This is a genomic window from Paraburkholderia sp. SEWSISQ10-3 4 (assembly GCF_030464785.1).
GTDB lineage: Bacteria > Pseudomonadota > Gammaproteobacteria > Burkholderiales > Burkholderiaceae > Paraburkholderia > Paraburkholderia aspalathi.
In genome coordinates this window covers 26,713-52,870 of record NZ_JALPRI010000004.1, presented here as the reverse complement: position 1 = coordinate 52,870, position 26,158 = coordinate 26,713, and the positions used below count along the sequence as shown (strand labels likewise).

The window sequence follows — 26,158 nt, the reverse complement described above, 5'->3', positions numbered from 1 at the left end:
CATATTATCAATTCGACTTATTTCATAACCGATTTTTAATCGATTTGCCTGATTGTCGGCGGCTTCTTATCCTTGACGCACAACCGGGCGCTGCGCATTGCATGCGGCGTCCGCTCTGCCCCTCTCTGTCCTTTGGCCAGCAAGATCATGGAAAGAACCACCTTCAGCGTACGCGTCGACAGCGTGCGTGACGAAGCGCACGGCGTGCGCTCGTTCAGTGTCTCGCGTCTGGACGGACAACCGTTCGACCGCTACGAACCCGGCGCCCATATCGACGTCACCGTGCCCTCAGGCATCACGCGGCAATATTCCCTGTGTGGCGACCCCGATCATCGTGAAGCGCACCTGTTTGCCGTCAAACGTGAAGACGCGTCGCGCGGCGGTTCGCGCTCGCTGCATGACGACGTGACGGTCGGTTGCGAATTGACGATCGGTGCGCCGCGCAATCTGTTCCAGCTTGCGTCCGGCGCGAGCGAGCACATTCTGATTGCGGCAGGCATTGGCGTCACGCCGCTGTTGAGCATGGCCTATCGCCTGCTCAAGCAGAACGAGCGCTTCGTGTTGCATTATTTCGCGCGCAGTGCGGAGCATGCGGCGTTCTTGCCATTACTCTCACGCGCACCGTTCAGCGATTTCGTACGGCCTCACTTCGGCGTCGAAAAAGAACAGCTCGATGCGGTGCTGGCCGACTGCGTGGCAAGCGCGGGCGAAGGTTCGCACATTTATACCTGCGGCCCGGGGCCCTTCATGGAGCGTGTGGTGGCGATCGGCGAAACGCGCGTGGCTTCGGAGGCGATTCACCTTGAACGCTTCGCCGCCGAGCCCGTTTCGGCAGCTAGCAGCGAATCGAACGCGCTCGATGCATTCGATGTGCAGATCGCCAGCAGCGGGGCTACGGTTCATGTCGATAAAAATACGACCATCGTCGCGGCGCTGGCGTCGATCGGTATCGAAGTCGATACCTCATGCGGCGAAGGCGTATGCGGAACCTGTATGGTCGATGTGGTGAGCGGCACGCCCGAGCATCGCGACCATTGCCTGAGCAAAGCTGAAAGGGCTAGCGGCAAAGTGATCTGCTGCTGCGTCTCGCGCGCCACGTCACCGCTGCTGGTGCTCGATCTCTAAGACTCTTTAATGCAAACCAGGTGCTGCATTCGCAGCACCTTCTTTTTTACGCCCTTACCGGTCGTCGTCGCGAATCGACGATGCATGCCGGCACAGTGCGCGCACTTCGATATCCATATACGGAAACAACGGTAACTGGCTCAGCACGTCATGCAGTTGCGCCGGGCTTTCCACATCGAACACGCTGATGTTCGCGTAGCGCCCGGCGATGCGCCACAAGTGCCGCCATACGCCCTCTTCCTGCAGCTTCTGCGACATGGCTTTCTCATCGGCTTTCAAGCGCGCGGCGCGCTCGGCGTCCATATCGAGCGGCAGGTTGACGGTCATCTCAACGTGAAACAGCATGCTGGCTCTCCTTCTCTGATCGGTAATGAAAAACCCCGACTACGCGGAATACTCCGCCGCGCAGCCAGGGTCGATTGATTCATGCGGTACGTGTATGCGTTTTCAGTCATCGGCGCGTTAGAGCGCCACAGCCACAGCCTCAGGCTTCGGCGCGCAGCCGGTCAATTTCAGCGCCCGGCAGGTTGTCACGCTCCTTGAACAGCGTGAAGTCGAAGTCGATCAACGCAAACTGGCCTTCCACGCCATAAGGCTTGCCTTCCGCGCCCTCAGCCTGCTTGACCGCCGGCACGAGGCCGTCGCGCGTGGCGAACGCAAAGTCGTCCCACAGATACGGATCGCCGTCGATGTTGATCTGCGTGGTCAGCTTGCGGCAGCCCGGCGCCGACACGAAGAAGTGGATATGCGCCGGACGATGCCCATGACGGCCCAGCTGATCGAGCAACAACTGCGTCTGCCCTTGCGGCGGCACCGAGTAACCGACCGGCACCACACTGCGGAAGCTATATTTGCCTTCGGCATCCGTACGAATCGAGCGGCGCAGATTGAACGCCGGCTGCGACTTGTCGAAGTACGAGTAGTTGCCGAGATGATTCGCGTGCCACACTTCAACCAGCGCGTTGGCGAGCGGCTTGCCATCTTCAGCAAATACGCGGCCGCGCATCACCAGCGTCTGGCCGGGATCGGTGCCGTCATCGAGTCGTGCATGCCCGTCGGACACCGGTGCGCCCGCCACATACAGCGGTCCTTCGATGGTGCGCGGCGTGCCGCCTTCAATACCGGCCTTGGCTTCCGCTTCGTCCATACGCAGATCGAGAAAATGCTCGAAGCCGAGGCCCGCGGCCAGCAGACCGAGCTCGCCGCTCTTGCCTGCGTCGCCGAGATAATTCAGCGCGGTCCAGAACTCGGCCGGCTGCACGTCGAGGTCTTCGATCGTATAGAACAGATCCTGGATGATGCGTTGGACGATCTGCTTTGTGCGCGGATTGCCTTCGCTGGTGGCGCTGTCGTTGAATTTCTGCAGCAGTGCGTCGATAGCTTGCTTGTTCATGGGGTATCTCCTTCGTTTAATGTTCTCGGCGGTTAGCGGATGAACCGTCAGTTCGTGGTAACGCTTGCGCCTTTGCACGTATCGCGCCGCAAACGGTCGATCTTGTCCCAGTCGAGCGTGATGCCGAGACCGGGTCCTTGTGGAAGATGCAACGCAAAGTTTTCGTAGCGCAGCGGCTCGGTGAGAATCTCTTCGGTCAGCAGCAGCGGCCCGAAGAGTTCAGTGCCCCACTTCAGTTCGGCGAAGGTGCTGAAGAGTTGTGCCGAGGCGATCGTGCCCACCGCGCCTTCGAGCATCGTCCCGCCGTACAGGTCGATATTCGCGGCGAGCGCAATCGCCGCCACCTGTGCGGCGCCAGTCAGACCACCCGATTGCGCGATCTTGACGGCGAAGACGTCTGCCGCACGCGCACTGGCGATGGCGAATGCGTCCGCCGGGCCGTGCAGCGCTTCGTCCGCCATGATCGGCACCTGAGCGAGATCCGTCAGGCGTTTGAGGCCCGCACGGTTCTCCGCGGCAATCGGCTGCTCGATCAGCGCAACGCCGGCATCGGCGAAGCGCTTGCCGGCCCAGATCGCTTCGGATTCGGTCCATGCCTGGTTCACGTCGACACGCACTTCGCCCCGGCCTTCCAGCGCTTTCTGAATCGCCACGACGTGCGCGACGTCGTCGGCCAACGCACGCGAGCCGATCTTCAGCTTGAACACGCGATGCCGCTTCGTTTCGAAAACGCGCTCGGCTTCGTCGATATCGCGGGTGGTATCGCCGCTTGCGAGGGTCCACGCCACGTCCACCGAATCGCGTACACGGCCGCCGAACAGCTCCGACAGCGGCACGCCGAGACGCTGCGCCTGGGCATCGAACAAAGCGGTTTCAACCGCGGATTTCGCAAAGCGGTTGCCCTGAAACAGCGTGCGCAGCTTCGCCATCGCCGCGCCCGGACGGGTTGCGTCCATGCCTTTGAGCAGCGGCGCGAAGTACGTATCGATGTTGACCTTGATGCTTTCCGGGCTTTCCTCGCCGTATGCGAGGCCGCCAATGGTCGTGCCTTCGCCCACGCCAACCATGCCGTCGGCGCAACGGATGCGCACCAGCACGAGCGTCTGGCAATTCATCGTTGCAACCGAAAGCCGGTGCGGACGAATCGTCGGTACGTCGACGAGAATCGTCTCCACGCTCTCGATCTTCACGGGTGTTGCTATCATTCGGTGCTCTCCTGAACTGCTTTCATGAGAGCCCCATAGTAGAAACAACCCGCGAAGCAGTCCAACACCGATTCCGACTACTTCCATACCTTAGGGGTATGCATGGAACTTCGCCAACTCCGCTATTTCATCGCGGTCGCCGAAGAAATGAACATCACGCGGGCCGCCAATCGCCTGCATATGACGCAGCCGCCGCTCAGCCGCCAGATCCAGCAGATCGAGGAAAGCGTTGGCCTCGCGCTGTTCGAGCGCGGCTCGCGGCCGCTGCGGCTGACCGAAGCCGGCCGCATTTTCTATGCGCAGGCCAAGCGTCTGGTCGACGATGCCGACGAACTCGCCCCGCTCACGCGGCGCCTCGCGCAACTGGCCGAGCGCATCGTGATCGGCTTCGTGCCGTCCACGCTCTATGGCGCGTTGCCCGCGGTGATCCGCGCGTTTCGCGAAGCGGCGCCGCATATCGAGTTGTCGCTGATCGAAATGTTTACGATCGAGCAACTCGGTGCCCTCAAAGGCGGCCGTATCGACGTGGGTTTCGGCCGCTTGCGCTTCGACGATGCGCAACTGGCGCGCGAAGTGCTCGTCGAAGAACGGATGATTGCCGCATTGCCGCAAAATCACCCGCTCGCGCGGCAGAAGAAGGCGCTGACGCTTGCCGCGCTTGCTGAGGAAACGCTGATCGTCTATCCGAGCACACCGCGGCCGAGCTATGCGGACCAGCAGCTATCGGCAATGCACGACCATGCGTTGGAGCCGAAAGCGGTTCATGAAGTGAGGGAGTTGCAAACCGCGCTGGGGCTGGTTGCGGCGCAGGTTGGCGTGTGTCTCGTGCCGGAAAGCGTCGAAGGTTTGCGCGCGCATGGCGTGGTGTACCGGCCGGTTCCGGCGGCCAATATCTCGTCGCCGATCATCATGAGCCGACGCTTGCAGGACGAGTCGCCGACGACCACGCTGCTCTGTTCGCTGGCGCGGGAGTTGTTCAAGCGGGGTTGAAGGCGCGGAAGGACGCTTGAAGCGGGCTCCAAGCGCCTCTTGATCGGCGCTGCGCTATAGCGACGGCATCACGCTCGGAAACACCAGGTGACTCTCTACGCGCTTGACGCCGGGCACGCCCTCGGCCGCGATTCGGATCGCGCGCTTTTCCTCCTCGGACTCGATCACGCCCCACAGATGCGCGACGCCGTCCGTGACGAGCACGCCTTGTTTCGGCAACCCCCAGCGCTGCCCGTGCATTTCCATGACTATTGCCTCGCGCAGGCTCACATCGTCGTGCGAAGCCGAGTCCACGGCCGGTGCGACGCTCGCGAGTGCGCGAATCAGGTTCGAACGGCTCACGATTCCGACCAGCTTGCCGTCCTTCAGTACCGGCACGCGTTTGAGATGCCGGCGCTCCATGAGGTCCGCGATCTGCTGGAACGGCATGTCCTCGGGAATCGAAATCACCCGGTCGCACATCACGTCGCCGACGACATGTCCGTGCTCCTTCACATACCTCGCAGCCTCCCCGCGGGGCGAAGACGACAGCAGTTCGAGCCACCACGAGCGCTTTCCGTGGCAGGTGCCAGTCTCCACGCGATGCAGCAGATCGCCCTGGCTAACGATGCCGACGACCTGTCCGTTCGCGTCGACGACCGGCATGCCGCTGATACGATTATCGACGAACAGTCGTGCCGCGTCGTGGATTGTCATGTCCGGTGTGGCTGTGACGACGGACGGCGTCATGATGTCGAGTGCGCGCATGGTCGCTCCCTCAGCGTGTCGCGACGGGTCCCCATCTGTTGCACTCGTCGCACGATTTCGGCAGACGCACCGGCGGCGGGCCGCGCGGTGCTGAGGCGCCTGAATCCAGTGCTTAACAAACGGCCGCTCGCGCCAGTGTCGCGCATGCGGCGATGACTGCACGCTGTTCGGACTCTCGCGGTTCTGATGGATAAAAAGACGGAAGGCCACCAACACGGCCGTCTATTCGGGAATGAAAGGCAATATCGTCGGTGACTCGATCGAGGTAACACAGTCGAGACAACGATCATAGGCTGCATCTAGAGAAATATCCGACAAAAGCGAGGCGAATTCTGACTGCGGTTCCGTAGAAAACCCAGCCGTTGCTTCTTGGAGTGCCCTATTAAGTCGACTTGCGGGCGTCGCCACTTGTCCGGCGGCGCCCGTCTTTATTCTGGGGCGTATGAAAGCGACGAAGACAACTCGCGGTGGGCATTCGCCTGAGCGAGCAAGGTGTTCGCTTTGGATTCAAAAGCCTCAACTGCATCCGCGCCGGCGGCGAAGCGAGCGGGCGGCTCTTCCTGTGCCGTCAACTCCACTAGCGCGGCGGCAAGTTTGGCCGGATCGCCACCCTGCTTGCCGTTCATGCCTTTCCACGCAGTCACGGTCTCCTGAGTGCGGGACGCATAGTCATCAATGGAGAGTTCGGCGTAGGTCGTTGAGTCTGCGCTGAGAAGGTCTGTTCGGAAAAAACCTGGTTCTACCAGCATGGTGCGAATGCCAAAGGGAGCAATTTCCTGGGCAAGCGACTCCATCCATCCTTCGACGCCAAACTTTGCAGCGGCATATGCACTGCAAAACACACCGGCAGTAATGCCAGCCGTCGATGAGATTGTGACTAACAGGCCAGAGTGCTGCTTGCGCATCACCGGCAATACAGCCCGGGCAACATTCATCGGGCCGAACAGAAGCGTTTCGAGCTGGCTACGCACCTGGGCGGGGCTAAGCTCCTCGAAGAAGCCCCCATAGAAGTTGCCCGCGTTGTTGACCAGCACGTCAATGCGACCAAAGCTCTGGACGGTGGTTTCGACGGCGGCCTCGGCATCCGCGGAGCTGGTCACGTCCAACTGGACGACCAGAAGATTATCGTGATCGCCGATGGCGTTCCTGACCTTTTCAGGATCGCGGCCGGTCGCCACAACATCGTGGCCGGCCGCCAAGGCTGCCTTGGCGATATCCACGCCCATGCCGCGGCCAGCGCCGGTAATCAGCCACACTTTCTTGCTATTCATACGTGGGTCCTCTCTGTTCTTGATGCCCCAAAATTCGAGCATCGGATATGAATTAACTGGCTTCAGTGTCGCGCGATTGGCACCGGGGAGGTTGCCGAAAGCGCCGAACTTCTTGCCCAAACTGACGAAGCGTGCTTAAAGCAACGTGAATGGTCTTCTACCGGAGTAAAGTGTTTCCGCCGTCCTGGCATTAGAGATTGCGCATGAAATACCGGGTTTCCCAGCCAATGAGTACGACTGCCACACGCACGCACGGCCTCGCGCGAGCCATCGCCCGCTTTGCCCAGTCTGACGGCGACTACGCCACAGCCATACCAGCCCTTTCCCTTCACCGCCGGAAAGGGCCAACCGAGCCGTTGCACTGCATCTTTAGCCTCGGGCTGGGCGTCGTTGCCCAGGGCCATAAGCAGGCGTTGGTAGGAAAAGAGGTGGTGAACTACGGCCCCGGCCAATCGATGCTGGCAAGCATCGACCTGCCTGTGATCTCGCACGTCACGCGCGCGAGTATTGAGGAACCGATGCTGGGCCTGATGCTGACACTGGACAGCCGTGACATCGTGAAGACAGCTGCGGAGATGCAGTTGCCGGCTCCGCCTCGAACACCTGCCTTCACGCCCATCACGATCGAAACCCTTGACGATGCCTTGATCGGCGTCCTGATCCGGCTGATCGAATTGCTGGACCAACCGGCATTGGCTCCGCAATTGGCGCCGCTCTTTCAGCAGGAAATCATCGTGCGGCTTCTCGCTGGTCCGCACAGTCCGCAGTTACAGCACCTTGCGGCCAACGGATCGCCGAGCCAACAGATCGCCAGGGCCGTGAGATGGCTCAAGCAGAATTTCTCGAAGGGACTCCGGGTGGATGACCTGGCCGCGCACGCGCACATGAGTCCTTCAACGTTCCGTCAGCATTTCCGCAACATCACCGGAACAAGTCCTCTGCAATATCAGAAGCAGTTGCGCCTGCAGGAAGCGCGGCAGTTGATGCTCAACCTTGGCATCGACGCGGGTAGTGCCGCGATCCAGGTCGGCTACGAAAGCGCCTCGCAGTTCAGTCGCGAGTACAGCCGTCTGTTCGGCGCGCCTCCCCAGCAGGACGTGAGGCGACTGCGGCTGTCGTGATGCGCACGTAACGGCGACAGCTTTAATACGGTCTACGGAGTCGCGATATTGCCGCTTTCAGGCACGTGATCCCATGCCTGCTCGATTGCCTGGAGCGCGCTCAACACGATCGACCGGTTCAGCGCTGCTGCAAGCACCCCATCGCGCTCCGAATACGCCTCGCAAAGTCGCTGATGATCGGCGCATGAGCGCTGCAAACGTCCCGGCAACGACGTACTCAAACGACGCAACCGGTTGGTGCGCATGCGCATCGAGTCCAGCACTTCCTTGAAAATGCCGTTACCGCACACCCGGAGTTCCTCGTCGCGAAACGCGACGTTCGCCCAGAAATAGCCGTCTACATCGCCTCGCGCGGCAACTTCGGCGAGACGGCGATGAGCGTCCCAGAGCGATTGGATGTCGGCGTCGGTCGCGTGTTCGACAATCGCGGCCGACACCTGTGCGTAAAGAATCGCGCGCAATTGATAGATCTCGCGCACGTCCTTCAGCTTGACTGCCGACACGCGCGGGCGGTGGCGCGGCGACCAGTCGACCAGTCCTTCGCGGCTCAACACGAACAGCGCCTCGCGCACCGGTGTGCGACTGACGTTGAACCGTTTCGCGAGATCGACAGAGTTCAGATCGTCGCCGGGCAACAGTCGCCCCTCGATGATTCCGCGCGCCACCCAGTCGACGATCTCCGTGACCGGCGGCGATTCGGTGCCCTCTTCTATCCTGCTTCTGTCGACATTCTGGCTCATCACAACTCCTCATTCGATCGGGATGGCTGCCGCGCCACCAAACCAACTCTACCAAACGGTGCCGACTCGCCCCCTGCCTCAAGGACGGCAGGTCTTTCTCATCTCCATCAAAGTGAGCACAGTTGGCGTACGTTTTGCCAAAATCCAGCGTAATATTTGACTAGACCGCCAAAAGTGTCGACACTAAGGTCCCGACACAATGCCATAAAAAGCCACGGAGACGCCATGTTCATGGACGGAGACTTCATATCGGCACGTCGCCGGCTGCTGCGATCGGCGGGCGCGCTGGCGGCGCTATCGATCATGCCGCTGCGCGTCGCCAGCGCGGCAAACGAGGACGGCAATGAGGCCGCGAAAGGCGCCGATATCACCGGCCAGCTCGCGCGTTACATGGTGTCGACGCGCGATACGCCGCTGCCCGAGGCGGCGATGGTCGCCTGCAAGCAGCGCATCCTCGATACGTTCGGCGCAATGGTTTCTGGCGCGCGGATGCGGCCCGGCATGATGGCCTCGAACTACGTGCGCGAATTGGGTGGCGAACCGCAGGCATCGGTGATCGGCTCGTCGTTTCGCACGACGACCGTCAACGCAGCGCTGGCCAACGCCATGTGCGCACACTCCGACGAAACCGATGACTTCGAGCCGGTGACAAAGGCGCATCCCGGCAGTTCGGTGGTGCCGGCGGCCCTCGCGGTCGGCGAACATCAGGCACAAAGCGGCGAGGCAATGATCCGTGCTGTCGCACTCGGATACGATCTCGCCTGTCGGCTGTTGATGGCACTCGGGCCCGATCTCGTGAGAGGCTCGCATCGGAGTGCCGAGGGCACCGCTTCGACGTTCGGCTCGCTCGGTGCAGCGGCATCGATGGCGAGGCTCGACGAAACCCAGATGCGCTATGCACTTTCCTACTCGGCGCAACAGGTGTCGGGACTATGGAGCTGGGTCAAGGACAAGGACCACATCGAAAAGGCCTTCGATTTTGCCGGCATGGGTGCGCGCAACGGCGTGACGGCAGTCGGCATGGTTCGGTCGGGTATGACCGGCGTCTACGATGTGCTTGATGGCACGCACAACCTGTTCATCGCGCTATCGACGAAGCCGAACCCGCAAGCCATGCTCGACGGACTCGGCACCCGCTTCTACGTGACCGAAACGGCCATCAAGACTTACTCGGTCGGTTATCCGATCCAGTCGCCCCTCGACGCGTTGCTGAGCCTGCGCAAGCAGTACGGCCTGACGCCGGATAACGTGCGCAGCATCGTCGTCCGGATTCCGTCGGACGCGGAAGGCATCGTCGGCGACAGTGCGATGCCCGACGTCAACTGTCAGCACCTGGTGGCGCTCGCACTGGTCAAAGGCGCGGTGTCGTTTCGCGACAGTCACGATGTCGCGTTGATGCACGATCCAGTGATCGTCGCGCAGCGCGCGAAAGTCACCGTGCAACCTGACCAGTCGTTGATGGACCCCGCCGCGCCGCGCGGCGCCAAAGTAGAAGTCACGCTGACGGATGGCCGCACCGTAGACCACTTCACGCGCTTTCCGCCCGGCACGAAGGAGAACCCGCTGTCCACCGAGGCCGTCAACGCGAAAGCGCGCGATCTGATGGCGCCCGTACTCGGCGCGGCGAAAACCGCCAGGCTGATCGAGAGAATTAACCACCTGGAGACGCTTAAGGACATTCGCGAACTCAGGCCGTTGATCACGACATGACGTGTCCTTGCGCGAGCTCATCCAACATCCAACAAGCCTTGAAGGTGAAAACTGCCGTCCAGGCTATCGAATATCGAACCTGAAGGAGACAATTTTCATGTCTACGATCGACCGGCGTCATTTTCTGAAAACAGGTGCTGTGGGCGCCTTGGCATCGGCGGCCGCCAGCAAGGTGGTATTCGCTCAAGCGCCAGACGCAGCCAGTGCGCCCCCCGTGCCTGCGCCCACCAACGGCGACGCCGCACACCCGCCGAAAGTCACGCGCATCCTCGCGGAGTTTATTGTCAAGACTGGTTATCAGGACTTGCCCGCTCAGGTCCGTAAGGAGGGCGTGCGGACATTGATGAACTGGGTCGGAGTCGCTGTCGGTGGTTCGCATGACGAAACCGTGGATCGCGCAGTGGCGGCGCTCACACCGTTTTCCGGGGCGCCGCAGGCAAACCTGCTTGGCCGTACCGAGCGCTTCGACATCATGAACGCGGCGTTTATCAACGGCGTCAGCAGTCACATTTTCGATTACGACGATACCCATCTGAAGACGATTATTCATCCGGCTGGTCCAGTCGTATCCGCCATTCTGGCGTACTCACAGTATCGTCCAGTGTCGGGCAAAGACTTTCTGAATGCGCTCGTGCTCGGCGTGGAAACGGAATTGCGCATCGGCAATGCCGTATATCCGAACCACTACGATGTCGGCTGGCATATCACGGGCACGTGCGGTGTATTCGGTGCGGCGGCGGCGACCGGCAAACTCATGGGCTTGAGCGTTCAGCAAATGATCTGGGCACTGGGCCTCGCCGCGTCGCAGCCGGTCGGGCTGCGGGAATCTTTCGGCTCGATGAACAAGAGCTTCAACCCAGGACGCGCGGCCGCCGATGGTATTTTCGCCGCGCTGCTGGCAGGCAAGGATTACACCAGTTCGGACGGCATGATCGAAGCGAAACGGGGATGGGCGAACACCATCAGCACCAAACAGGACTACCGCGAAATCACCGAGGGCTTAGGCTCCCATTACGAGTCGACGTTAAACACTTACAAGCCTTTTGCGTGCGGCATCGTGATCCACCCGGCGATCGACGCAGCAATCCAGCTTCGCAATCAATACCATCTGAAAGCTGAGCAGATCGACCGTATCGATTTGCGCGTGAATCCTCTCGTCATCGAACTAACCGGCAAGAAGACCCCGCAGATCGGCCTCGAGGGCAAGTTCAGCATCTATCACGCAGTGGCGATTGCCGTGATCGACGGAGCAGCGGGTGAAAAGCAGTTCAGCGACGCGAAAGTACGTGACCCGATGACGGTGGCACTGCGAGAGAAGGTAAATACCATCATCGACCCGGCGGTCAAACCGGAGCAGGTTGACATGACCATCACGCTAAAGGATGGGCGCAAGCTGCATAAATTCATCCAGCACGCGATCGGCAGCACCGAAGTGCCGATGACCGATCAGCAACTCGAGAAGAAATTCTCGGATCTGACCGAAGGCATTCTCTCGCCGGATCGAACACGCAAGCTGATCGACACGTGCTGGCAAGTCGAGCAGCTGAACAGCGCCGGCGAAATCGCCCTGTCCGCGCTACCGCAGTAACTGAAAAGGCAGCCAAAAGCGCTCAGCGACGCCAAATCCTTGGCACTCGTCGGGCGCCCGTTTCACCGCTCATCAAACCGCCGCACGATATCGCCCATCAGATTGCGCAACCAAACGTTGCCCTCGTCCTGATCGAAATGCTCGTGCCAATGCATCGTGACGGCCGCCATCGGCAACGTAACCGGCAACTCGTAGAGCTGAAACCCGCCATCACGATTGAAAATCTGCGCAAGACGCCGCGGCAGCGTCGCGAACAGATCGGTCACGGCCAGCACGCTCGGCAAGGCCACGAAATGCGGTAGCTCCAACGCAATATGCCGGCCCACACCTTGCGCACGAAACGCATCGTCGAGTGCATAGTGGCTGTGCTCGACCGACGTGATCTGCACGTGCGACGCGTCCAGAAACGTCTTCATGGCCAGTTCTTTCGTGCGTGGCAGGCCGCGCCGTTTGCGTGTCATGCAAACGTAAGTCTCTTCGAACAGGGCCTGATGACGCGTGCGCGCGGTCAAGGTCGGCAGATTGCCGATTGCAAAATCGAGCCGGCTGGCGCGCAACGCATCTTCGATTTCTTCCACCGGCAGCGGCTCGATGCGCAACTTCACGCGCGGCGCCTGCCGGTGCAACGCCTCGCAAATCGGCGGCAAGTACGCCAACTCGCCCGCATCGGACAGCGATAAGCGAAACGTGCGCGTACTCGCCGCAGGATCGAAATGCTCCGCGTAACGCAGCGCCTCACGCACCGTATCCAGCGCCCGCGCGACGATGCCCGACAGTTCGAGCGCGATCGGCGTGGGCTGCATACCGGCGCGCGTGCGAATAAACAGCGGATCGTCGAACAGGGTTCGCAAACGCCCCAGCGAGTAACTGATTGCCGGCTGCGACAGCGCAAGCCGCTGACCGGCCCGCGTGAGGCTGCGCTCCTCGACGATCGCCTGGAAAACGCGTAGCAGATTGAGGTCGACGTGGTCTAGCGAATTCATCTAGATATCCATGAGATTGATTTTATATTTTATTTTAGATCAATTTGACGCATATCAGTCGCTCAGCGAGACTTTGCTCCATCGACCACCCCACCTACACCACGATGAGCGATTCCTCATATCAGACCGTCGACGCGAGCGCCTTGTATCAGCGCGCGCAGTCCGACCGCGTCGCCCCCTCGCTGTACTACGACCCGGCGGTCTTCGAAACCGAACTCGAGCGCATTTTCTACAAGACGTGGATCTGGGTAGCGCACGAAAGCGAACTGCCGAATCCGGGCGACTTCCGCACCACCACGATCGGCCGTCAGCCGGTGATCGTGGTGCGCGACAAGAGCGGCGCCGTCAACGTGCTGCAGAACCGCTGCCGCCATCGCGGCGCGACGGTCTGCGAACAGCACAAGGGCAATGCGAAAGGCTTCACGTGCCCGTATCACAGCTGGACGTATGGCCTCGACGGCGCATTGCGCGCACTGCCCTATGGCGACGGCTATGAAGGCGTGATCGACAAGACCGAGTTGCCGCTCGCCAGCTTGCGCGTGGGGATCTATCAAGGTCTGATTTTCGCGAGCTTTAATCAGGAGATCGAGCCGCTCGAAGATTTCCTCGGCGGCGCCAAGCCGTGGATCGACCTCTTCATGAAGCAAGGCGCGGGCTATCCTATCAAAGCCAACGGCGAACATCGCTTCCGCTTTAACGGTAACTGGAAGATCCAGCTCGAAAACACCACCGACCTGTATCACTTCCCGGTCGTCCACAAGTCGTGGATGAAATCGATCGACGACGAAACCGCCGCGGCGATCACGAGCTTCATGACAAGCGACGAAGCCTTCTGCCGCTCACTCGGCAACGGCCATAGCCTCGCCGTGCTGGTGCCGGAACTCATCGATCTCGACAAGGATGACGGCGCGCCCATTCCCGAACGCTTCCAGGAACTCGCCGCCACGCTTGGCGAAAAGCATACGCCCGACGAGGTGCGACGCATCGTGCGCTCGCTGATGGGCGTCGGGTTCAACCTGAATCTGTTTCCGAACCTTGCACTCTCGATGGCGTTTTTCCGCGTGCTGCGGCCCATCTCCGCAAACGAGACGGAAATCCGTCACGTCGCCCTTGCCATGGACGGCGGCCCCGACGAAGCGAACCGCGTGCGTCTGCGTATTCACGAGCACTTCCAGGGCCCATTCGGTTTCGGCAGCCCGGACGACGCCGAAGCATGGGAACGCGTGCAGCGCGGCTCGCATGCCGGCCCCGATCTGCCGATCCTCGTGAACCGCGGCCTGAATCGCGAGAGCACCGCGCCGAACGGCGAAAAGACCGCCCACGCTACCGACGAAACCGGGATGCGGGAAGCGTACGCGCAATGGCGCACGATGATGGAGCAAGCATGATGGATGACAGGAACACGCTGTTCTCGCAGAAGACCTTTGCCGGCGCGATCGAACTGATCTGGCGGGAAGCCGAACTGCTGGACCGCAAGGACTATCACGCGTGGCTTTCGCTGTGGGACCCGGCAGGCTTCTACGTGGTGCCGATCGATCACGACACCACCGATTTCGCCGCCACGCTGAACTACGCATACGACGATCAGGACATGCGCGAAAAGCGCGTGCAACGCATGACGTCCGGCTATTCGGCCTCGGCGAGCGACGCCGCCCGCACCGTGCGCACGGTCTCGCGTTTCACGCTGTCGAGCGATGCGAGCGACGAGGTCGAGGTGAGCTCGGCGCAGGTCATCGTCGCGTACAAACGCGGCAAGTCGACCCTGTTCGCGGCGGATCTCACGCATCGCATCAGTTTCGCGAGCGGCGAGCCACGCATCGTGCAGAAGGTGATCCGCCTGATCGATTCGACCGAGGCGCTCAGCGCGATCGGGTTCCTGCTGTGAACTCTCGAAACGCAAGCGAAGCAAAACAATGCCCACACTAGAGGTTTATCTACCGGCCGGCCACGCAGAAGCGCGTAAAGCGCAACTGATTGCCGGTCTCACTCAGGCCACTGTCGACGCGATCAGCGCACCCGCCGAATCGGTGCGAGTTCTGCTGAGTGAATTGCCGCCGCACGATTTCGGCATCGGCGGCTCGAGCGCAGCGGATCGTGCAGGCAGCCGCGCATCGCTGCTCGTGATCGTCGCGATCCTGATTGCGGGCCGCACGCCCGCGCAAAAGACCGCGCTGATCGCCATGCTCAGTGAAACGAGTGCTGCTGTGCTCGACTCGCCGCTCGACGCCACCCGCGTGATGATCAAAGACATTCCGAATACCGACTTCGGTATCGGCGGCCAGACCGCGAAGTCACTCGGGCGCTAGCGTCCCTTCCCCCCACAAGCGAACCAGCGAGCACGACGATGCCAAACGACACGCTTTCTCCCTCGGCCGTATCAGCCGCCACGCCAGCGGCGCCTGCGACCTCGCGGACACTGCGGCGGATCATCGTCGCCTCCGTGATCGGCAACGCGCTCGAGTGGTATGACTTTTTTCTGTACGGCACGGCCGCGGCCCTGATCTTCGGGCCGTTGTTCTTCCCGCTGCACGGCGACCCGCTGATGGGCACCCTCGCCGCGTTTGCGGGCTTCGCGATCGGCTTCCTGGCGCGGCCGCTAGGCGGCATCGTGTTCGGGCACATCGGCGACCGGCATGGCCGCAAACGCGCGCTCGTCGTGACGCTGATGATGATGGGCGTCGCGACCTTCGGCATTGGCCTGTTGCCGACGTTCTCGCAGATCGGTTTCCTCGCGCCTATCGCGCTCATCTGTTTGCGGGTCGTGCAAGGCATCGCATCCGGCGGCGAATGGGGCGGTGGCGTGCTGCTCATCAGCGAGAGCGCACCGGCGAATCGCCGTGGCTACTACGCATCGTTCAGTCAGTTGGGCGTGGCGGGAGGCTTCGTGCTGTCGGCGGCCGCGTTCTATCTGGTGCAGCGGCTGCCAGTAGAGAGCTTCATGTCGTGGGGCTGGCGCCTGCCGTTTCTCGCTAGCGTGCTGATCTTCGGCGTAGGTGTCTATATTCGCCGAAGCCTGCCCGAGAGCCGCGACTTTACCGCGGCCAAACCGAAGCACATGCCGGTGCTGACCGTGCTGCGCAATCACCCGAAGCAGGTATTGCAGGCCATGGGGCTGCGTATCGCCGAAAACGGCGGCACGTATATCTTCCTTTCGTTCGTGCTGGTGTACGGCAAGACGATCGGTGTGCCGGTCTCGGTGATGCTCGGCGGCGTGATGCTCGCGATGTTGCTCGAACTCGCCACGATCGTGCTGTGGGGGCGGCTATCGGATGTGATCGGCCGGCGGCCGGTGTATATGATCGGCGCGCTCGGCCTCGTCGTGATCGCGTTTCCCGCGTTCTGGCTGATCGATACGCATGAACCGTTGCTGGTGTTCCTCTCGCTCGCATTAGGTTTGCCCTTCTGCCACGCCGCGATGATCGGTACACAGCCCGCGCTGATGGGTGAACTCTTTCCCACCGAGGTCCGCTATTCGGGCATGGCGCTAGGCCATGAAATTGCCTCGGTGTTTTCCGGCGGACTCGCACCTCTCGTCGCTATCGCGCTGTATTCGAAGTTCCATGCGCCCTGGCCAGTCGCGTTGATGCTGATCGGCTTCGGCCTCATCACCGCGATCACACTCGTGACCATTCCGAAGAACATCAACACGGCGCATGACTGAAATGCGATCAGCCGGCGGGAGCGGCCACAATCGGCAGCGTGAAGCTGCATTGAAGCCCGCCCTGCCGCGCCGGTTTGGCCCAGATTTCGCCGCCATGCCGCGTGACGATGTTTTTGCACAGCGACAAACCGATGCCGTTGCCGCCCGCCTTCGACGAAGAAAACCCGTCGAACAGGCGGCCGTGCGCTTCAGCAGGCACGCCCGGGCCGTTGTCGATGACCTGTACGAGCGCGTATTTTCCGCGCAGGCTGGTGACGAGGCGCAATTCACCGCGCCGCGCAGCGGCATTCAGGCATTCAGTCAGCGCCTCGATCGCGTTGAAGGCCAGATTCAGCACCACCTGGCCAATCAGCACGCGCTCGCAATACACCGGCAAGACTTCCGGTGCCTGCTCGATCGTGACCGCAACGCCTGCGTCTCTCGCGCGCAATTCGATGAAGTATGCGACGTCCGCGACGACGTCTCGCAAGTCCGCCTGGGTCTCGCTCGGCTCCCGCTTGACAATGTAATCGCGCACGCTCTTGATGATCACCGCCGCGTGCTCGGCCTGGCGATCAGCGCTGCGCAGGCCCCACAATGCATCGTCGATGGGACCGGGTTGGCCGAGCCGCAGAATCGCGCCCTCGATGAAATTGCGCACCGCGGCGAGCGGCTGACTCAACTCGTGCGCGATGGCGGTCGCCATTTCGCCCATCGCGTTGTAGCGCCCCGCGTATTCCAGCAGCCGTGCCTCGTTACGGCGCGCCTCTTCGATAGCCACTTCGTCCGTGATGTCGCGAAAGTGCAGGAGGCGGCCGTTGAGGTCGTCTTCGATCTCGATTCGTCGGCAGGTGATGCGCAACCAGCCCGGCGTGCCGTCGCGGCGCGTGATGCGATAACGCTGCGGTGGCGAAGGCTGGATGCGCGGTGCGGTGGCGAGCTGTTCGAGCAGCCGGTCGCGATCCGGCTCGCTGCAATAGTCGAGCACGTCGCCCATCGGCGCGCCCTCTTCCAGACCCAGCACACGCCGTCCGGATTCGCTGACGAACTCCACTTCGCCCGCGGGCGTCAGTACGGCCACGCCCTCACCCAGATCCTGCATGAACTCGCGCAGCCGCGACTCATAGCGCCGCAGCGTTTGCTTGAGCGTGTCCTCGACGCTGATGTCGCGAAACTGCACCATCACCACCGCACGCTCCTGCAAAGGCACGTAGGTTGCAATGGCTTCGGACAGCATGTCGGCGCCCGTGCGCGAACGGTAACACCACTCGTAGACCTGCGGACCTTCCGTGATCGCACGGTCCATGGCCCCGACGCCGATCTCGCGCCGATACTTCGGTACCGGCCGGGTCATGTCTTTCGCCTTGAGCGGCAGCATTTCCTCAAGCGTGAAACCGAGCGCCTCGCAAGCTGCCCGATTGGCCCACACGATCGCCTTCGTTTCGGCGTCGTGCAGCAGCACGCACAGCGTCAGCGCGTCGAGCAGGCGGTGGAAATCTTCTTCGGCGGGGAAATTCATCGGGCGAGGCTGCACAAAAGTTCGATCGCGTACGTGGAGGAACATAACACCAGTCGGCATGATTCGCGTCTGAAGATTTCTTTAGATACCCCCGGCGCCGTACCTAAAAACACGTCTTGCGTCCCAATTGAAGCGTTCTTTTTGCATTTCTAGACTGGCTTCACCCTGCACGCGCCGTCGTCGGCGTCTTTGCCCGCGACCGAAACGTGCCTCGTGTTCCAGCCGATAACGAATCAAGGAGATGCCCCCGCCATGTCAGACACCGCCATCGACACTGTTGCCGCCGTCGCAGAAGCCAGCCGCGATGCAGCGCGCTTGCCGCTCGCCGACGTCATCGTCGAAATCGCCGCACGGCGCGAAGAGTTCGATCGCCTCTCGCATGTGCCGCGCGATGTCATCGCCAAACTCAAACGCGCGGGTGTGTATCGCGCGGCAACGCCTAAGCGTTTTGGCGGCGATGCGCTCGCGCCTACCGCGTTTCTTGACATGATCGAACGTATCGCGGTAGCGGACGGCTCAGCCGCCTGGGTCGCGAGCTTCGGCTCGGCGAACGTGTATCTCGCGGCCTTGCCGCTGGCCACTCAGGCGCAGATCTACGCCGACGGTCCCGATCAGGTGTTCGCAGGCGGTCTCTTCCCGGTACAAGCCGCTCAGCCTGCCGACGGCGGCTGGCGCGTGAACGGTACGTGGAAATTCGCGAGCGGCTGCAAGGGCGCGGATTGGCTTGGCGTGGGGATTGGCGCGGCCGGCCCAAGCGCTGGCGCGCCCGGCAAACCGCGCACCGCCGTGTTCCGCCCGCATCAGGTCGAGATCGTCGAGAACTGGGACGTGGTCGGCATGCAAGGCACCGGCAGTCACGACCTGCGCGTTACCGATCAGTTCGTCACCGACGACTGGACCTTCGTGCGGGGCGGCGAACCGTGCGTGGACGAACCGCTGTATCGCTATCCGACCATCGCCTACGCGGCGCAAGTGCTGGCCGTCGTCAACCTCGGCCTCGCACGCGCGGCGCTCAATGTCGCCAACCAGATGGCCGGCGGCCGCAAGACGACAACCGGCGCGCCACAACTCGCCGACCGCGCGTACTACCGGATCGAACTCGCGAAAGCCGAAGCCCAATTGCGTTCGGCCCGCGCATTCTTCTACGACACCACTGACGACGTCTGGCAATCGATCCTCGCCGGCAACCCCGTTACACCCGAGCAGACCAGCCTGCTGCGGCTCGCCGCGACGCAGATCGCTCGCGAAGGCGCCGACGTCGTGCAGCGCGCCTACCGGCTCGGTGGCACGATGGCGATCTATCGCTCGCATCCGCTGCAACGCCTGGTGCGCGACGCGATGGTGGTCACCCAGCACGCGTTCCTCGGCGAAGGTAACTTCGACGGCGCCGGTGCGGTGTTCGTCGGCGTGCCGCCGATTCCGGGCTACCTGTAAGCTATTTTCTGATTTTGTTGATTTTGCCGTTCAAACGATTTCATGGAGAACCACACAATGTCCGATAACCCGAACCTGCCCTTGCGCGTTCTGTTCTGCTGCGGCGTGACGCAGAATTTCTTCGACTTGCCGCGCGAGAAAATCGGCGAAGTCTGGCAGGCTTACGGCAAGATGCTGGCTGCCGTCGAATCGATGGACGGCGTCAACGTGCTCGGCATCATGGACGACGATCGCCTGACCGTCGGCAATGCCGACAACTCGCCGTGGACCTTCTACATCATGGCCGACGTGCGCGACTTCGATACCGCCGTGGCGGTGTGCAATCTGTATCGCACCACGCCGGTCGGCGAATACAACCTGTGGCGGTACGGCAAGATCGAAGCGCGCGTTGGCCGCGCGCTGCAAGTGCCGCCGCAACACGCCAACGCGGCTTGAACGCGCCGGAGCACGATGCGATGAACGAGAACCCGGATACGCTTGCCAAGTTGACCGAACGGCTTGCCGCGCTCGAAGCCGAATCCGCCGTGCGCCGCACGATGGCGCGCTATATGGCGCTCTGCGACGTGCCCTCGGGGGCGCTCGAGGGCGAGACGCTTGCGGCCCTCTTCGCTGCCGACGCGATCTGGGAAGGCATCGGCCCGCAGTACGCGAGCAAGTTCGGCCACCTCACAGGTCACGCGGAAATTCTCGCGATGCTCACGCGCTACTTGCCGCCATCGCCGCATTTCTCGGTCAACGTGCATTTCCTCACGTCGGAAACCATCGAGGTGCGGGGCGCAAGCGCGAAAGGCCGTTGGATCATGCTGCAAGCGTCCGGCTATGTCGACGCGCAAGCTGAGTTGATCTCGGCGCGCCTCGACGTGGATTTCGCACCCGCCGACAATGGCCACGATTGGCTCATCACGCACTTTCGCACCGAACGCCTTTTCGATGCGCCCTGGCAAGTCAACGCAAGGAAACCGAACCCATGAACGAGTTTATCCAGACTTTGTCGTTAGGCGGCACAGGCCCCAGCATCGCGATCAAGGACACGATCGATATCGACGGCTATGCGACCACGGCGGCGAGCCGTGCGTTGGCCGACGCACCACCCGCGCAGCAGCACGCGGAAGTCGTGGAGCGCTTGCTCGATGCCGGCTGGCACATCGTCGGCAAGGCGAATATGCACGAGCTCGCGTTCGGCATGACGGGTATCAACGATTACACCGGCACACCGCAAAATCCCCAGGACGCCTCGCGCATTCCTGGCGGCTCGTCGAGTGGATCGGCGGCGGCCGTTGGTTTGAAGCTTGCGGATGCCGCGCTTGGCACGGACACCGGTGGTTCGATTCGCGGCCCCGCCGCGTGTTGCGGCGTAATCGGTTTGAAGCCGACTTTTGGACGCGTCTCGCGGCGCGGCGTCGCACCGCGTGAATCGACGCTCGATTGCGTCGGGCCGTTCGCGCGCGAGATGCAAATGATCGTCGCCGCGATGCAGGCGATCACCGCCGACTTCGACACGCAGGCGGCCCAAGTTTCAGGAAGCGGCGCGTGGAACGTCGGTATCGTGCAGGTCGACGCAGCGCCGGAAATCCTTAAAGCCGTCACGCGCGCCGCGGACCAAGCCGATTGCACCGCTCGCACGCTGGAACTCGCAGGGCTTGCCGCAGCCTTCGAAGCAGGCCTCGCGATCATCAACGTAGAAACTTTTCATGCGTTCGGCCATCTCGTGGCAAGCGGCAAGCTCGGCGCCGATCTCGACGCACGGCTGCGCGCCGCTGCGAATACAACCGCGGCGCAATGCGAGGCGGCAGAGTCGGTGCGTCGGCAATTCACAGCCGCTGTCGATCACGCGCTTGAAAGCGTGGACGTATTGATTCTGCCCACACTTTCCGCGCTGCCGATCACGCTCGACGAGGCACGCGGCGGCACCTCCGTCATCGCCATGTCGTCGTTGATCCGGCCGTTCAATCTGAGTGGCCATCCGGCACTGAGCTTGCCCTTGCCTATCGATGGCTCGCCGCTCAAGGCCGGCTTGCAGATCGTCGGACGCAAAGGGGCGGATGAGCAGGTGTGCGCGATTGCGGCGCGATTTGAAGCCGCTCTTATCTCGGAGTAAAAAGCAATGCAGAAAAGAGTCGTACTCGTCACCGGCGCCGCGCGTGGTCTTGGCGCCGCGATTGCCACACGCTTTCATGCAGCGGGTTATGCGGTCGCCATCGGCGACATTGCGTTCGATGCCGCACAGGCCCTCGCCCGCGATCTGAGCGCGGACGGCTCGAGCGCCTTCGCACTGAATCTCGACGTCACCTCGAAGAGCGCATTCGAATCCGCACGCGATGCGATCCTGCAACGCTGGGGCCGCATCGACGCGTTGATCAACAACGCGGGCGCATCCAAAGTCGTATCCGTGATGGAGATCACCGCCGAGCAATTCGATCAGGTGATCAACGTGAACCTGCGTAGCGTGCTGTTCGGCTGCCAGGTGTTCGGCCAGTATTTCGCCGACGCCGGCGCGGGCCGCATCGTCAATATCGCCTCGCTGGCGGGACAGAACGGCGGATCGGCCACCGGCGCGCACTATGCCGCAGCAAAAGGCGGTGTCATTACATTGACCAAGGTGTTCGCACGTGACCTCGGCGCAGCGGGCGTGACCGTCAATGCAATTTCGCCTGGGCCGATGGATCTGCCGATCGTGCACGAGAGCGTCGCGGCCGACAAACTGAAGGCGGTGATCGCCAACATTCCGGCGGGACGTCTGGGCTCAGCGGACTATGTCGCCGATGTCGCGGTCATGCTGGCTGCTGAGAACGCTTACTTTGCAAACGGCGCATGCTGGGATGTGAACGGCGGCCTGTTCATGCGTTAGTGCTCGACGCGGCCGCCTCCTGATCCCACACCGCCATTACGTCGCGCACCAGCATCGCGATAGACGCCGCGCCAAGTTTGTCTTTGATGCTTGCGCGATGCACGTCGACGGTCTTCACACTGATGGACAGATCGGAGGCGATACGCTTGCTGCCCTTACCGTCGATCACGCCGCGCAGCACTTCTTTCTCGCGTGCCGTGAGCGACGCCAGGCGCTTGCGTAACTCGCGCTGCTTCTGATCGGCAGCATGACGTTGCGACGCGAGTTTCAACGCACGCTGCACGCGATCGAGCATCTGCTGCGAGTTATACGGCTTCTCGACGAAGTCAATTGCGCCATTCTGCAAAGCCCGCACCGACATCGGAATGTCGCCATGACCGCTGACGAAAATGATCGGCAGCGTCGCACCTCGACGGTTCAACTCCGCTTGCACGTCGAAGCCGCTTTGCTCCGGCATGCGCACATCGAGCACGAGGCACGCGGGCACGTTCGGATCAAACGCGCTCAGAAATTCACTAGCGTTAGCAAAGCCCGCCGACTTCACGCCGACCGACTCGAGCAGCCAGGCGAGCGAGGTACGCATGCCGTTATCGTCGTCGACGATATAGACGATCGGTGCGAGGGACGGAGCGGACTGAGGCTGCTGGGACATGGCGTCTGTGGAACGGTTCGGGATGGGTGCAATTCGAAGCGTCTTGCGGGTTCATGATAACCAGTGGAAAAAGCGCTGCAAAGCGATAATTACCCTGTGGCGGCGATAAAAATCGCTCATACGCTGCACCATGCAGACAGGCATTGGGGAAACCTTTAGACGGACTGGGAAAGAGGCCTCTACGCGCACCGCTCGCGCTGATTTTTTTCCGCGCGTGGATTGATTACGCTTGAATCCAGATCCCTACCGCGCCCCAGGAACCCAGAACATGACACCGACCTCGCAAGTAACGCAAACGACTCCCGCCGCCGATCCTGACCTGGCAGCCAGGCAGCAATTCCGTCAGGCCATGGCGCATCTGTCCGCGGCCGTGAACGTCATCACGACTGCTGGTCCGCATGGACGCTGCGGCGTCACCGCGAGCGCCGTGTGCTCGGTGACCGATACGCCGCCCACGCTGCTCGTTTGCCTGAACCGCTCGAGCGCGATGCACGCCACCTTCGAACGCAACCGGCATGTTTGCATCAACGTACTGCCCGGTGAGCATGAACTGCTCGCGCGTCACTTCGCCGGCATGACGCAGGTGCCGATGGAGGAACGCTTTGGCTGGCCGATCTGGGACGACGGCACGCACGGCGTGCCGGTTTTGCGCGACGCACTCGCGAGTCTGCAGGGCGAGATCGTCGATCTGAAGGAAGTGGGTTCGCACTCGGTCATGTTCGTCAAAACCACCTGCATCAGCGTGCGCACGGATGGCGATGGCTTGATCTATTTCGATCGCAATTTCCACCGCATCAAGCGCTCGGCGTCGCATTGAGGTGCGACGGGAACGATTGAAACCAGCCGCGGCGCGTGGCCTGCTTAAATTACGCCCGCGCTATCGGTATCGAACTGAAACTGCGGCGCCGCCGCGACGGCTTCAACGAAACAGTCGATCAGATTAAGGGAATGGGCCGTTGGCGCTGGGTGTGGGTTGTCTCGATGTCGCCAATCCGAATACTTTGTTCTTTGGCAGCACGGGTGGTCCTGCGGCACAAGTTCTGAATTCCTCTTTTGCCTGCGTGGCGCTCATTGTCAGTGTTCTTAGGGCTTTGGCCTTTCCTTGCATTGTTAGTGGTCTATTAGTGTTGCCCCTGTGCGGGGCGGCACCTACTTCTCTTTGCCGGCTGCAAAGAGAAGTAGGCAAGAGAAAGCAGCTTAAACCGCTAATTCTAAGTGGGGCCCGTGGTCTGCCATGGGTAGTGGTGCATCTGGAATCCGTGTTCTCGCACATTCCGCGTTAGTGACAAGGGGCTCATCAGCTCCCACTCCGCACTGCGTGCGTCGCGGACGGGTCTGCATGGGAAACCACAGGCTTCGGTTCAAGTCTGCAGGGGGCCGTCGGCTTCGCCTCGGCGACGCGCTCCTGCATTCGCCCGAGAACCCCCGCTTCAAATGATACGTCGGTGCCCCTCAATCACGGTCACAGTTGCGGCGGTGCAAGGGCGAGCCACGGCCCGGTGGCGAGGCGTAGACGTTAAAACGTAGCGGGTGGTTTTATGAACTGCTCTTCGGCGCGCGCAGCGCCGCCGGAAGTATGACGCCCTTGTCACTGGCGTATGCAGGGGCACGAACCCAGATTCCAGATGCACCACTACCCGCAGCAGACCACGGTGCCCACTTAGCATTAGCGGTTTGAGCTGCTTTCTCTTGCCTACTTCTCTTTGCAGCCGGCAAAGAGAAGTAGGTGCCGCCCCGCACAGGGGCAACGCTAATAGACCACTAACAAAACAAGGAAAGGCCAAAGCCCCAAGAACACTGACAAAAGCGCCGAGCAGGCACAAAAACCCCTACCGCATCGCCCGAAGCCACGCATACCAAGTCTCCATCCCTTCGCCGCTCTGCGCCGACACCTGCAGAATCTCAATCCCAGGATTGACCTTCCGGGCATAGCCAATACACTTCTCGACATCAAACCGCAAATACGGCAACAGATCGATCTTGTTCAACAACAACAACGAACAAGCCCGAAACATATGCGGATACTTGATCGGCTTATCCTCACCCTCCGTGACGGAAAGAATCAACACCTTGGCCCCTTCGCCAAGATCGAACAACGCGGGACACACCAGGTTGCCGACATTCTCGATCACCACAACCGAATGCATCGGCGGATCGAGTTGCGTCAGCGCCCGCGACGCCATCTCCGCATCCAGATGACACCCCGTGCCGGTATTGATCTGAACCACACGTGCCCCCGTGGCGCGAATGCGCTCGGCGTCGTTAAGCGTCGCCTGGTCGCCTTCAATCACCGTGAGCGGCAACGTCTCGCCAAGATCGCGGATCGTGCGCTCGAGCAAAGTAGTCTTGCCCGCGCCCGGTGAACTCATCAGATTCAGCGCGAGAATCGATCGCCCCGCCAGCCAGCCGCGATTGCGTTCGGCCAGCAACTGGTTCTTCGCCAGAATGTCCTGCTCCAAGGTGATTGACGTGACGTGCTCGCTCCCGTGGTTATGCGGGTGATCATGTGCATGGCTATGATCGTGCGAGTGGTCGCCGTCATGTGAATGCTCATGGGGATGGGAATGCGCGTGGACACCGTCGTGCGAATGCTCATGCTCGTGATGGTGCGGATACTGCGAGTCGTGTGAATGTGGCTGGCCGCGCACGTGCGAATGGCTCTGCGGATGCAGGTGCGCATGCCCCTGCTCATTGTCAGTCACTCGTCGATACGACGGTTCACGCGCGCCGGCTGCGGCGCCTTCTCGCTTAGCTTGCGATTGCGATTGCGCGTCCACCTGCGTCTGCGCCGCCTCCTCCGCATCCAGATCGGTCACCGCCGCGCCCTGCGTATTCGAGCATCCGCATGTCGTACACATCACACCACCTCCATCTGCCGGATCTTCAACTGCTGCCCCGAAATCAGTTCGAGATTGTCGCTCCCGCATTCGCACTGCCCAAACGGCACATCGACGTCGAGCGTCTCGCCGCACGCGAGGCAACGTGCCTGCCCAGGCATCTCGATGATTTCCAGAGTCGCGCCCTCCACGGCTGTATCTTTCGCGCAGACGTCGAAGCAAAACCGGATCGCGTCCGGCATCACCGCCGACAATCGCCCGATCTCCAGCGTCACCCTTCGCACGCGCGCGCCGTTGGCCTGTTCCGCACAAATCTCGACGACGCTGTTGGCAATGCTCAACTCATGCATGGCGC

26 protein-coding genes are annotated in these 26,158 nt (G+C 61.7%); 15 read left to right on the top strand and 11 right to left on the bottom strand.

The features are described 5' to 3' along the window. Positions 1-147: 147 nt before the first annotated feature. A complete protein-coding gene (locus tag M0D68_RS11475) occupies positions 148-1,125 on the top strand; it encodes a PDR/VanB family oxidoreductase (RefSeq protein WP_200619350.1) in 978 nt (325 codons plus the stop codon). Between the two features lie 54 nt (positions 1,126-1,179). Here M0D68_RS11475 and catC read toward each other — a convergent pair whose 3' ends face one another. The 3 genes from catC to catB2 all read right to left on the bottom strand — a co-directional run bounded on the left by catC (position 1,180) and on the right by catB2 (position 3,723). Continuing rightward, positions 1,180-1,470, bottom strand: a complete 291-nt coding sequence (gene catC, locus M0D68_RS11470) for a muconolactone Delta-isomerase (protein WP_175052486.1) — start codon at positions 1,468-1,470, stop codon at positions 1,180-1,182. 139 nt (positions 1,471-1,609) lie between these two features. Further along, the gene (catA, locus tag M0D68_RS11465; RefSeq protein ID WP_175052487.1) at positions 1,610-2,518 is read right to left on the bottom strand and encodes a catechol 1,2-dioxygenase; all 909 of its coding nucleotides are present in this window, start codon (positions 2,516-2,518) and stop codon (positions 1,610-1,612) included. A gap of 47 nt (positions 2,519-2,565) precedes the next feature. Then, positions 2,566-3,723 carry a muconate cycloisomerase CatB2 gene (catB2, locus tag M0D68_RS11460; protein ID WP_266224265.1) on the bottom strand — a complete coding sequence of 386 codons (1,158 nt, stop codon included), beginning with the start codon at positions 3,721-3,723 and terminating at the stop codon, positions 2,566-2,568. A gap of 102 nt (positions 3,724-3,825) precedes the next feature. Here catB2 and M0D68_RS11455 point away from each other — a divergent pair, with 102 nt between their 5' ends. Beyond that, positions 3,826-4,713 (top strand): LysR family transcriptional regulator, encoded by an 888-nt coding sequence (locus tag M0D68_RS11455; RefSeq protein WP_093642783.1) that lies wholly within the window; start codon positions 3,826-3,828, stop codon positions 4,711-4,713. A 54-nt stretch (positions 4,714-4,767) separates the two neighbouring features. On the opposite strand, the gene M0D68_RS11450 is transcribed toward M0D68_RS11455, so the two are convergent. Continuing rightward, complete coding sequence (locus tag M0D68_RS11450) at positions 4,768-5,460, bottom strand: CBS domain-containing protein (RefSeq protein ID WP_093642786.1); 693 nt, start codon at positions 5,458-5,460, stop codon at positions 4,768-4,770. A 428-nt stretch (positions 5,461-5,888) separates the two neighbouring features. Then, positions 5,889-6,851 carry an SDR family oxidoreductase gene (locus M0D68_RS11445; RefSeq protein ID WP_266224264.1) on the bottom strand — a complete coding sequence of 321 codons (963 nt, stop codon included), beginning with the start codon at positions 6,849-6,851 and terminating at the stop codon, positions 5,889-5,891. 83 nt (positions 6,852-6,934) lie between these two features. Here M0D68_RS11445 and M0D68_RS11440 point away from each other — a divergent pair, with 83 nt between their 5' ends. Next, a complete protein-coding gene (locus tag M0D68_RS11440) occupies positions 6,935-7,852 on the top strand; it encodes an AraC family transcriptional regulator (protein WP_266224263.1) in 918 nt (305 codons plus the stop codon). Between the two features lie 32 nt (positions 7,853-7,884). Here M0D68_RS11440 and M0D68_RS11435 read toward each other — a convergent pair whose 3' ends face one another. Continuing rightward, positions 7,885-8,592 carry a GntR family transcriptional regulator gene (locus M0D68_RS11435; protein ID WP_266212777.1) on the bottom strand — a complete coding sequence of 236 codons (708 nt, stop codon included), beginning with the start codon at positions 8,590-8,592 and terminating at the stop codon, positions 7,885-7,887. Positions 8,593-8,817: 225 nt separating this feature from the next. On the opposite strand from M0D68_RS11435, the gene M0D68_RS11430 reads away from it, so the two are divergent. Both M0D68_RS11430 and M0D68_RS11425 read left to right on the top strand, forming a co-directional pair. Then, positions 8,818-10,302: an MmgE/PrpD family protein gene (locus M0D68_RS11430; RefSeq protein ID WP_266212776.1), complete on the top strand. Its 1,485-nt coding sequence runs from the start codon at positions 8,818-8,820 to the stop codon at positions 10,300-10,302. A gap of 97 nt (positions 10,303-10,399) precedes the next feature. Then, on the top strand, positions 10,400-11,890 hold the full coding sequence (locus M0D68_RS11425; protein WP_266224262.1) for an MmgE/PrpD family protein: 1,491 nt from the start codon (positions 10,400-10,402) through the stop codon (positions 11,888-11,890). Between the two features lie 62 nt (positions 11,891-11,952). On the opposite strand, the gene M0D68_RS11420 is transcribed toward M0D68_RS11425, so the two are convergent. Further along, positions 11,953-12,873: a LysR family transcriptional regulator gene (locus M0D68_RS11420; RefSeq protein ID WP_211707208.1), complete on the bottom strand. Its 921-nt coding sequence runs from the start codon at positions 12,871-12,873 to the stop codon at positions 11,953-11,955. A 104-nt stretch (positions 12,874-12,977) separates the two neighbouring features. Between M0D68_RS11420 and M0D68_RS11415 the strand changes: the two genes are divergently transcribed. Genes M0D68_RS11415 through M0D68_RS11400 form a run of 4 tightly spaced genes read left to right on the top strand, consistent with a single transcriptional unit; the run spans position 12,978 to position 16,534 of the window. Then, positions 12,978-14,261 (top strand): aromatic ring-hydroxylating dioxygenase subunit alpha, encoded by a 1,284-nt coding sequence (locus tag M0D68_RS11415; protein WP_266224261.1) that lies wholly within the window; start codon positions 12,978-12,980, stop codon positions 14,259-14,261. Further along, positions 14,258-14,758 carry an aromatic-ring-hydroxylating dioxygenase subunit beta gene (locus M0D68_RS11410; protein ID WP_200651641.1) on the top strand — a complete coding sequence of 167 codons (501 nt, stop codon included), beginning with the start codon at positions 14,258-14,260 and terminating at the stop codon, positions 14,756-14,758. Before M0D68_RS11415 ends, M0D68_RS11410 begins: the two co-directional genes overlap by 4 nt. A 28-nt stretch (positions 14,759-14,786) precedes the next feature. Continuing rightward, on the top strand, positions 14,787-15,179 hold the full coding sequence (locus M0D68_RS11405) for a tautomerase family protein (RefSeq protein WP_266212773.1): 393 nt from the start codon (positions 14,787-14,789) through the stop codon (positions 15,177-15,179). 38 nt (positions 15,180-15,217) lie between these two features. Next, on the top strand, positions 15,218-16,534 hold the full coding sequence (locus M0D68_RS11400; RefSeq protein WP_093642810.1) for an MFS transporter: 1,317 nt from the start codon (positions 15,218-15,220) through the stop codon (positions 16,532-16,534). A 7-nt stretch (positions 16,535-16,541) separates the two neighbouring features. Here M0D68_RS11400 and M0D68_RS11395 read toward each other — a convergent pair whose 3' ends face one another. Then, on the bottom strand, positions 16,542-18,032 hold the full coding sequence (locus M0D68_RS11395) for an ATP-binding protein (protein WP_211707209.1): 1,491 nt from the start codon (positions 18,030-18,032) through the stop codon (positions 16,542-16,544). A gap of 252 nt (positions 18,033-18,284) precedes the next feature. Between M0D68_RS11395 and M0D68_RS11390 the strand changes: the two genes are divergently transcribed. The 5 genes from M0D68_RS11390 to M0D68_RS11370 are packed head-to-tail and all read left to right on the top strand — an operon-like array spanning position 18,285 to position 22,314. Then, positions 18,285-19,466 (top strand): acyl-CoA dehydrogenase family protein, encoded by a 1,182-nt coding sequence (locus tag M0D68_RS11390; protein ID WP_266212772.1) that lies wholly within the window; start codon positions 18,285-18,287, stop codon positions 19,464-19,466. A gap of 57 nt (positions 19,467-19,523) precedes the next feature. Next, a complete protein-coding gene (locus M0D68_RS11385) occupies positions 19,524-19,901 on the top strand; it encodes a hypothetical protein (protein WP_200619362.1) in 378 nt (125 codons plus the stop codon). A gap of 20 nt (positions 19,902-19,921) precedes the next feature. Next, positions 19,922-20,437 (top strand): nuclear transport factor 2 family protein, encoded by a 516-nt coding sequence (locus tag M0D68_RS11380; RefSeq protein WP_266212771.1) that lies wholly within the window; start codon positions 19,922-19,924, stop codon positions 20,435-20,437. Further along, positions 20,434-21,564, top strand: coding sequence for an amidase (locus M0D68_RS11375; RefSeq protein WP_266212770.1), 1,131 nt, complete (start codon positions 20,434-20,436; stop codon positions 21,562-21,564). The genes M0D68_RS11380 and M0D68_RS11375 overlap by 4 nt, the downstream gene beginning before the upstream one ends. Positions 21,565-21,570: 6 nt before the next feature. Continuing rightward, on the top strand, positions 21,571-22,314 hold the full coding sequence (locus M0D68_RS11370) for an SDR family NAD(P)-dependent oxidoreductase (protein WP_266212769.1): 744 nt from the start codon (positions 21,571-21,573) through the stop codon (positions 22,312-22,314). On the opposite strand, the gene M0D68_RS11365 is transcribed toward M0D68_RS11370, so the two are convergent. Next, positions 22,304-22,966, bottom strand: a complete 663-nt coding sequence (locus tag M0D68_RS11365) for a response regulator transcription factor (protein WP_256455024.1) — start codon at positions 22,964-22,966, stop codon at positions 22,304-22,306. The genes M0D68_RS11370 and M0D68_RS11365 overlap by 11 nt on opposite strands. A gap of 268 nt (positions 22,967-23,234) precedes the next feature. Between M0D68_RS11365 and hpaC the strand changes: the two genes are divergently transcribed. Continuing rightward, positions 23,235-23,783, top strand: a complete 549-nt coding sequence (hpaC, locus tag M0D68_RS11360; protein ID WP_093642831.1) for a 4-hydroxyphenylacetate 3-monooxygenase, reductase component — start codon at positions 23,235-23,237, stop codon at positions 23,781-23,783. A 1,012-nt stretch (positions 23,784-24,795) separates the two neighbouring features. Here hpaC and hypB read toward each other — a convergent pair. Both hypB and hypA read right to left on the bottom strand, forming a co-directional pair. Beyond that, a complete protein-coding gene (hypB, locus tag M0D68_RS11355; RefSeq protein ID WP_308112733.1) occupies positions 24,796-25,824 on the bottom strand; it encodes a hydrogenase nickel incorporation protein HypB in 1,029 nt (342 codons plus the stop codon). Then, on the bottom strand, positions 25,824-26,153 hold the full coding sequence (hypA, locus tag M0D68_RS11350; RefSeq protein ID WP_093642837.1) for a hydrogenase maturation nickel metallochaperone HypA: 330 nt from the start codon (positions 26,151-26,153) through the stop codon (positions 25,824-25,826). Before hypA ends, hypB begins: the two co-directional genes overlap by 1 nt. Positions 26,154-26,158 lie beyond the last annotated feature (5 nt).

Bases quoted from the DNA above. Each gene is read 5' to 3' on its own strand.
- M0D68_RS11435 (WP_266212777.1), bottom strand. From the start codon at position 8,592: ATGAGCCAGAATGTCGACAGAAGCAGGATAGAAGAGGGCACCGAATCG.
- M0D68_RS11415 (WP_266224261.1), top strand. From the start codon at position 12,978: ATGAGCGATTCCTCATATCAGACCGTCGACGCGAGCGCCTTGTATCAG.
- M0D68_RS11370 (WP_266212769.1), top strand. From the start codon at position 21,571: ATGCAGAAAAGAGTCGTACTCGTCACCGGCGCCGCGCGTGGTCTTGGC.
- M0D68_RS11430 (WP_266212776.1), top strand. From the start codon at position 8,818: ATGTTCATGGACGGAGACTTCATATCGGCACGTCGCCGGCTGCTGCGA.
- M0D68_RS11450 (WP_093642786.1), bottom strand. From the start codon at position 5,460: ATGCGCGCACTCGACATCATGACGCCGTCCGTCGTCACAGCCACACCG.
- M0D68_RS11455 (WP_093642783.1), top strand. From the start codon at position 3,826: ATGGAACTTCGCCAACTCCGCTATTTCATCGCGGTCGCCGAAGAAATG.
- M0D68_RS11365 (WP_256455024.1), bottom strand. From the start codon at position 22,966: ATGTCCCAGCAGCCTCAGTCCGCTCCGTCCCTCGCACCGATCGTCTAT.
- M0D68_RS11395 (WP_211707209.1), bottom strand. From the start codon at position 18,032: ATGAATTTCCCCGCCGAAGAAGATTTCCACCGCCTGCTCGACGCGCTG.
- M0D68_RS11405 (WP_266212773.1), top strand. From the start codon at position 14,787: ATGCCCACACTAGAGGTTTATCTACCGGCCGGCCACGCAGAAGCGCGT.
- catA (WP_175052487.1), bottom strand. From the start codon at position 2,518: ATGAACAAGCAAGCTATCGACGCACTGCTGCAGAAATTCAACGACAGC.
- hypB (WP_308112733.1), bottom strand. From the start codon at position 25,824: ATGTGTACGACATGCGGATGCTCGAATACGCAGGGCGCGGCGGTGACC.
- M0D68_RS11420 (WP_211707208.1), bottom strand. From the start codon at position 12,873: ATGAATTCGCTAGACCACGTCGACCTCAATCTGCTACGCGTTTTCCAG.
- M0D68_RS11380 (WP_266212771.1), top strand. From the start codon at position 19,922: ATGAACGAGAACCCGGATACGCTTGCCAAGTTGACCGAACGGCTTGCC.
- hpaC (WP_093642831.1), top strand. From the start codon at position 23,235: ATGACACCGACCTCGCAAGTAACGCAAACGACTCCCGCCGCCGATCCT.
- M0D68_RS11375 (WP_266212770.1), top strand. From the start codon at position 20,434: ATGAACGAGTTTATCCAGACTTTGTCGTTAGGCGGCACAGGCCCCAGC.
- M0D68_RS11400 (WP_093642810.1), top strand. From the start codon at position 15,218: ATGCCAAACGACACGCTTTCTCCCTCGGCCGTATCAGCCGCCACGCCA.
- catB2 (WP_266224265.1), bottom strand. From the start codon at position 3,723: ATGATAGCAACACCCGTGAAGATCGAGAGCGTGGAGACGATTCTCGTC.
- M0D68_RS11385 (WP_200619362.1), top strand. From the start codon at position 19,524: ATGTCCGATAACCCGAACCTGCCCTTGCGCGTTCTGTTCTGCTGCGGC.
- M0D68_RS11410 (WP_200651641.1), top strand. From the start codon at position 14,258: ATGATGGATGACAGGAACACGCTGTTCTCGCAGAAGACCTTTGCCGGC.
- M0D68_RS11390 (WP_266212772.1), top strand. From the start codon at position 18,285: ATGTCAGACACCGCCATCGACACTGTTGCCGCCGTCGCAGAAGCCAGC.
- M0D68_RS11475 (WP_200619350.1), top strand. From the start codon at position 148: ATGGAAAGAACCACCTTCAGCGTACGCGTCGACAGCGTGCGTGACGAA.
- hypA (WP_093642837.1), bottom strand. From the start codon at position 26,153: ATGCATGAGTTGAGCATTGCCAACAGCGTCGTCGAGATTTGTGCGGAA.
- catC (WP_175052486.1), bottom strand. From the start codon at position 1,470: ATGCTGTTTCACGTTGAGATGACCGTCAACCTGCCGCTCGATATGGAC.
- M0D68_RS11425 (WP_266224262.1), top strand. From the start codon at position 10,400: ATGTCTACGATCGACCGGCGTCATTTTCTGAAAACAGGTGCTGTGGGC.
- M0D68_RS11440 (WP_266224263.1), top strand. From the start codon at position 6,935: ATGAAATACCGGGTTTCCCAGCCAATGAGTACGACTGCCACACGCACG.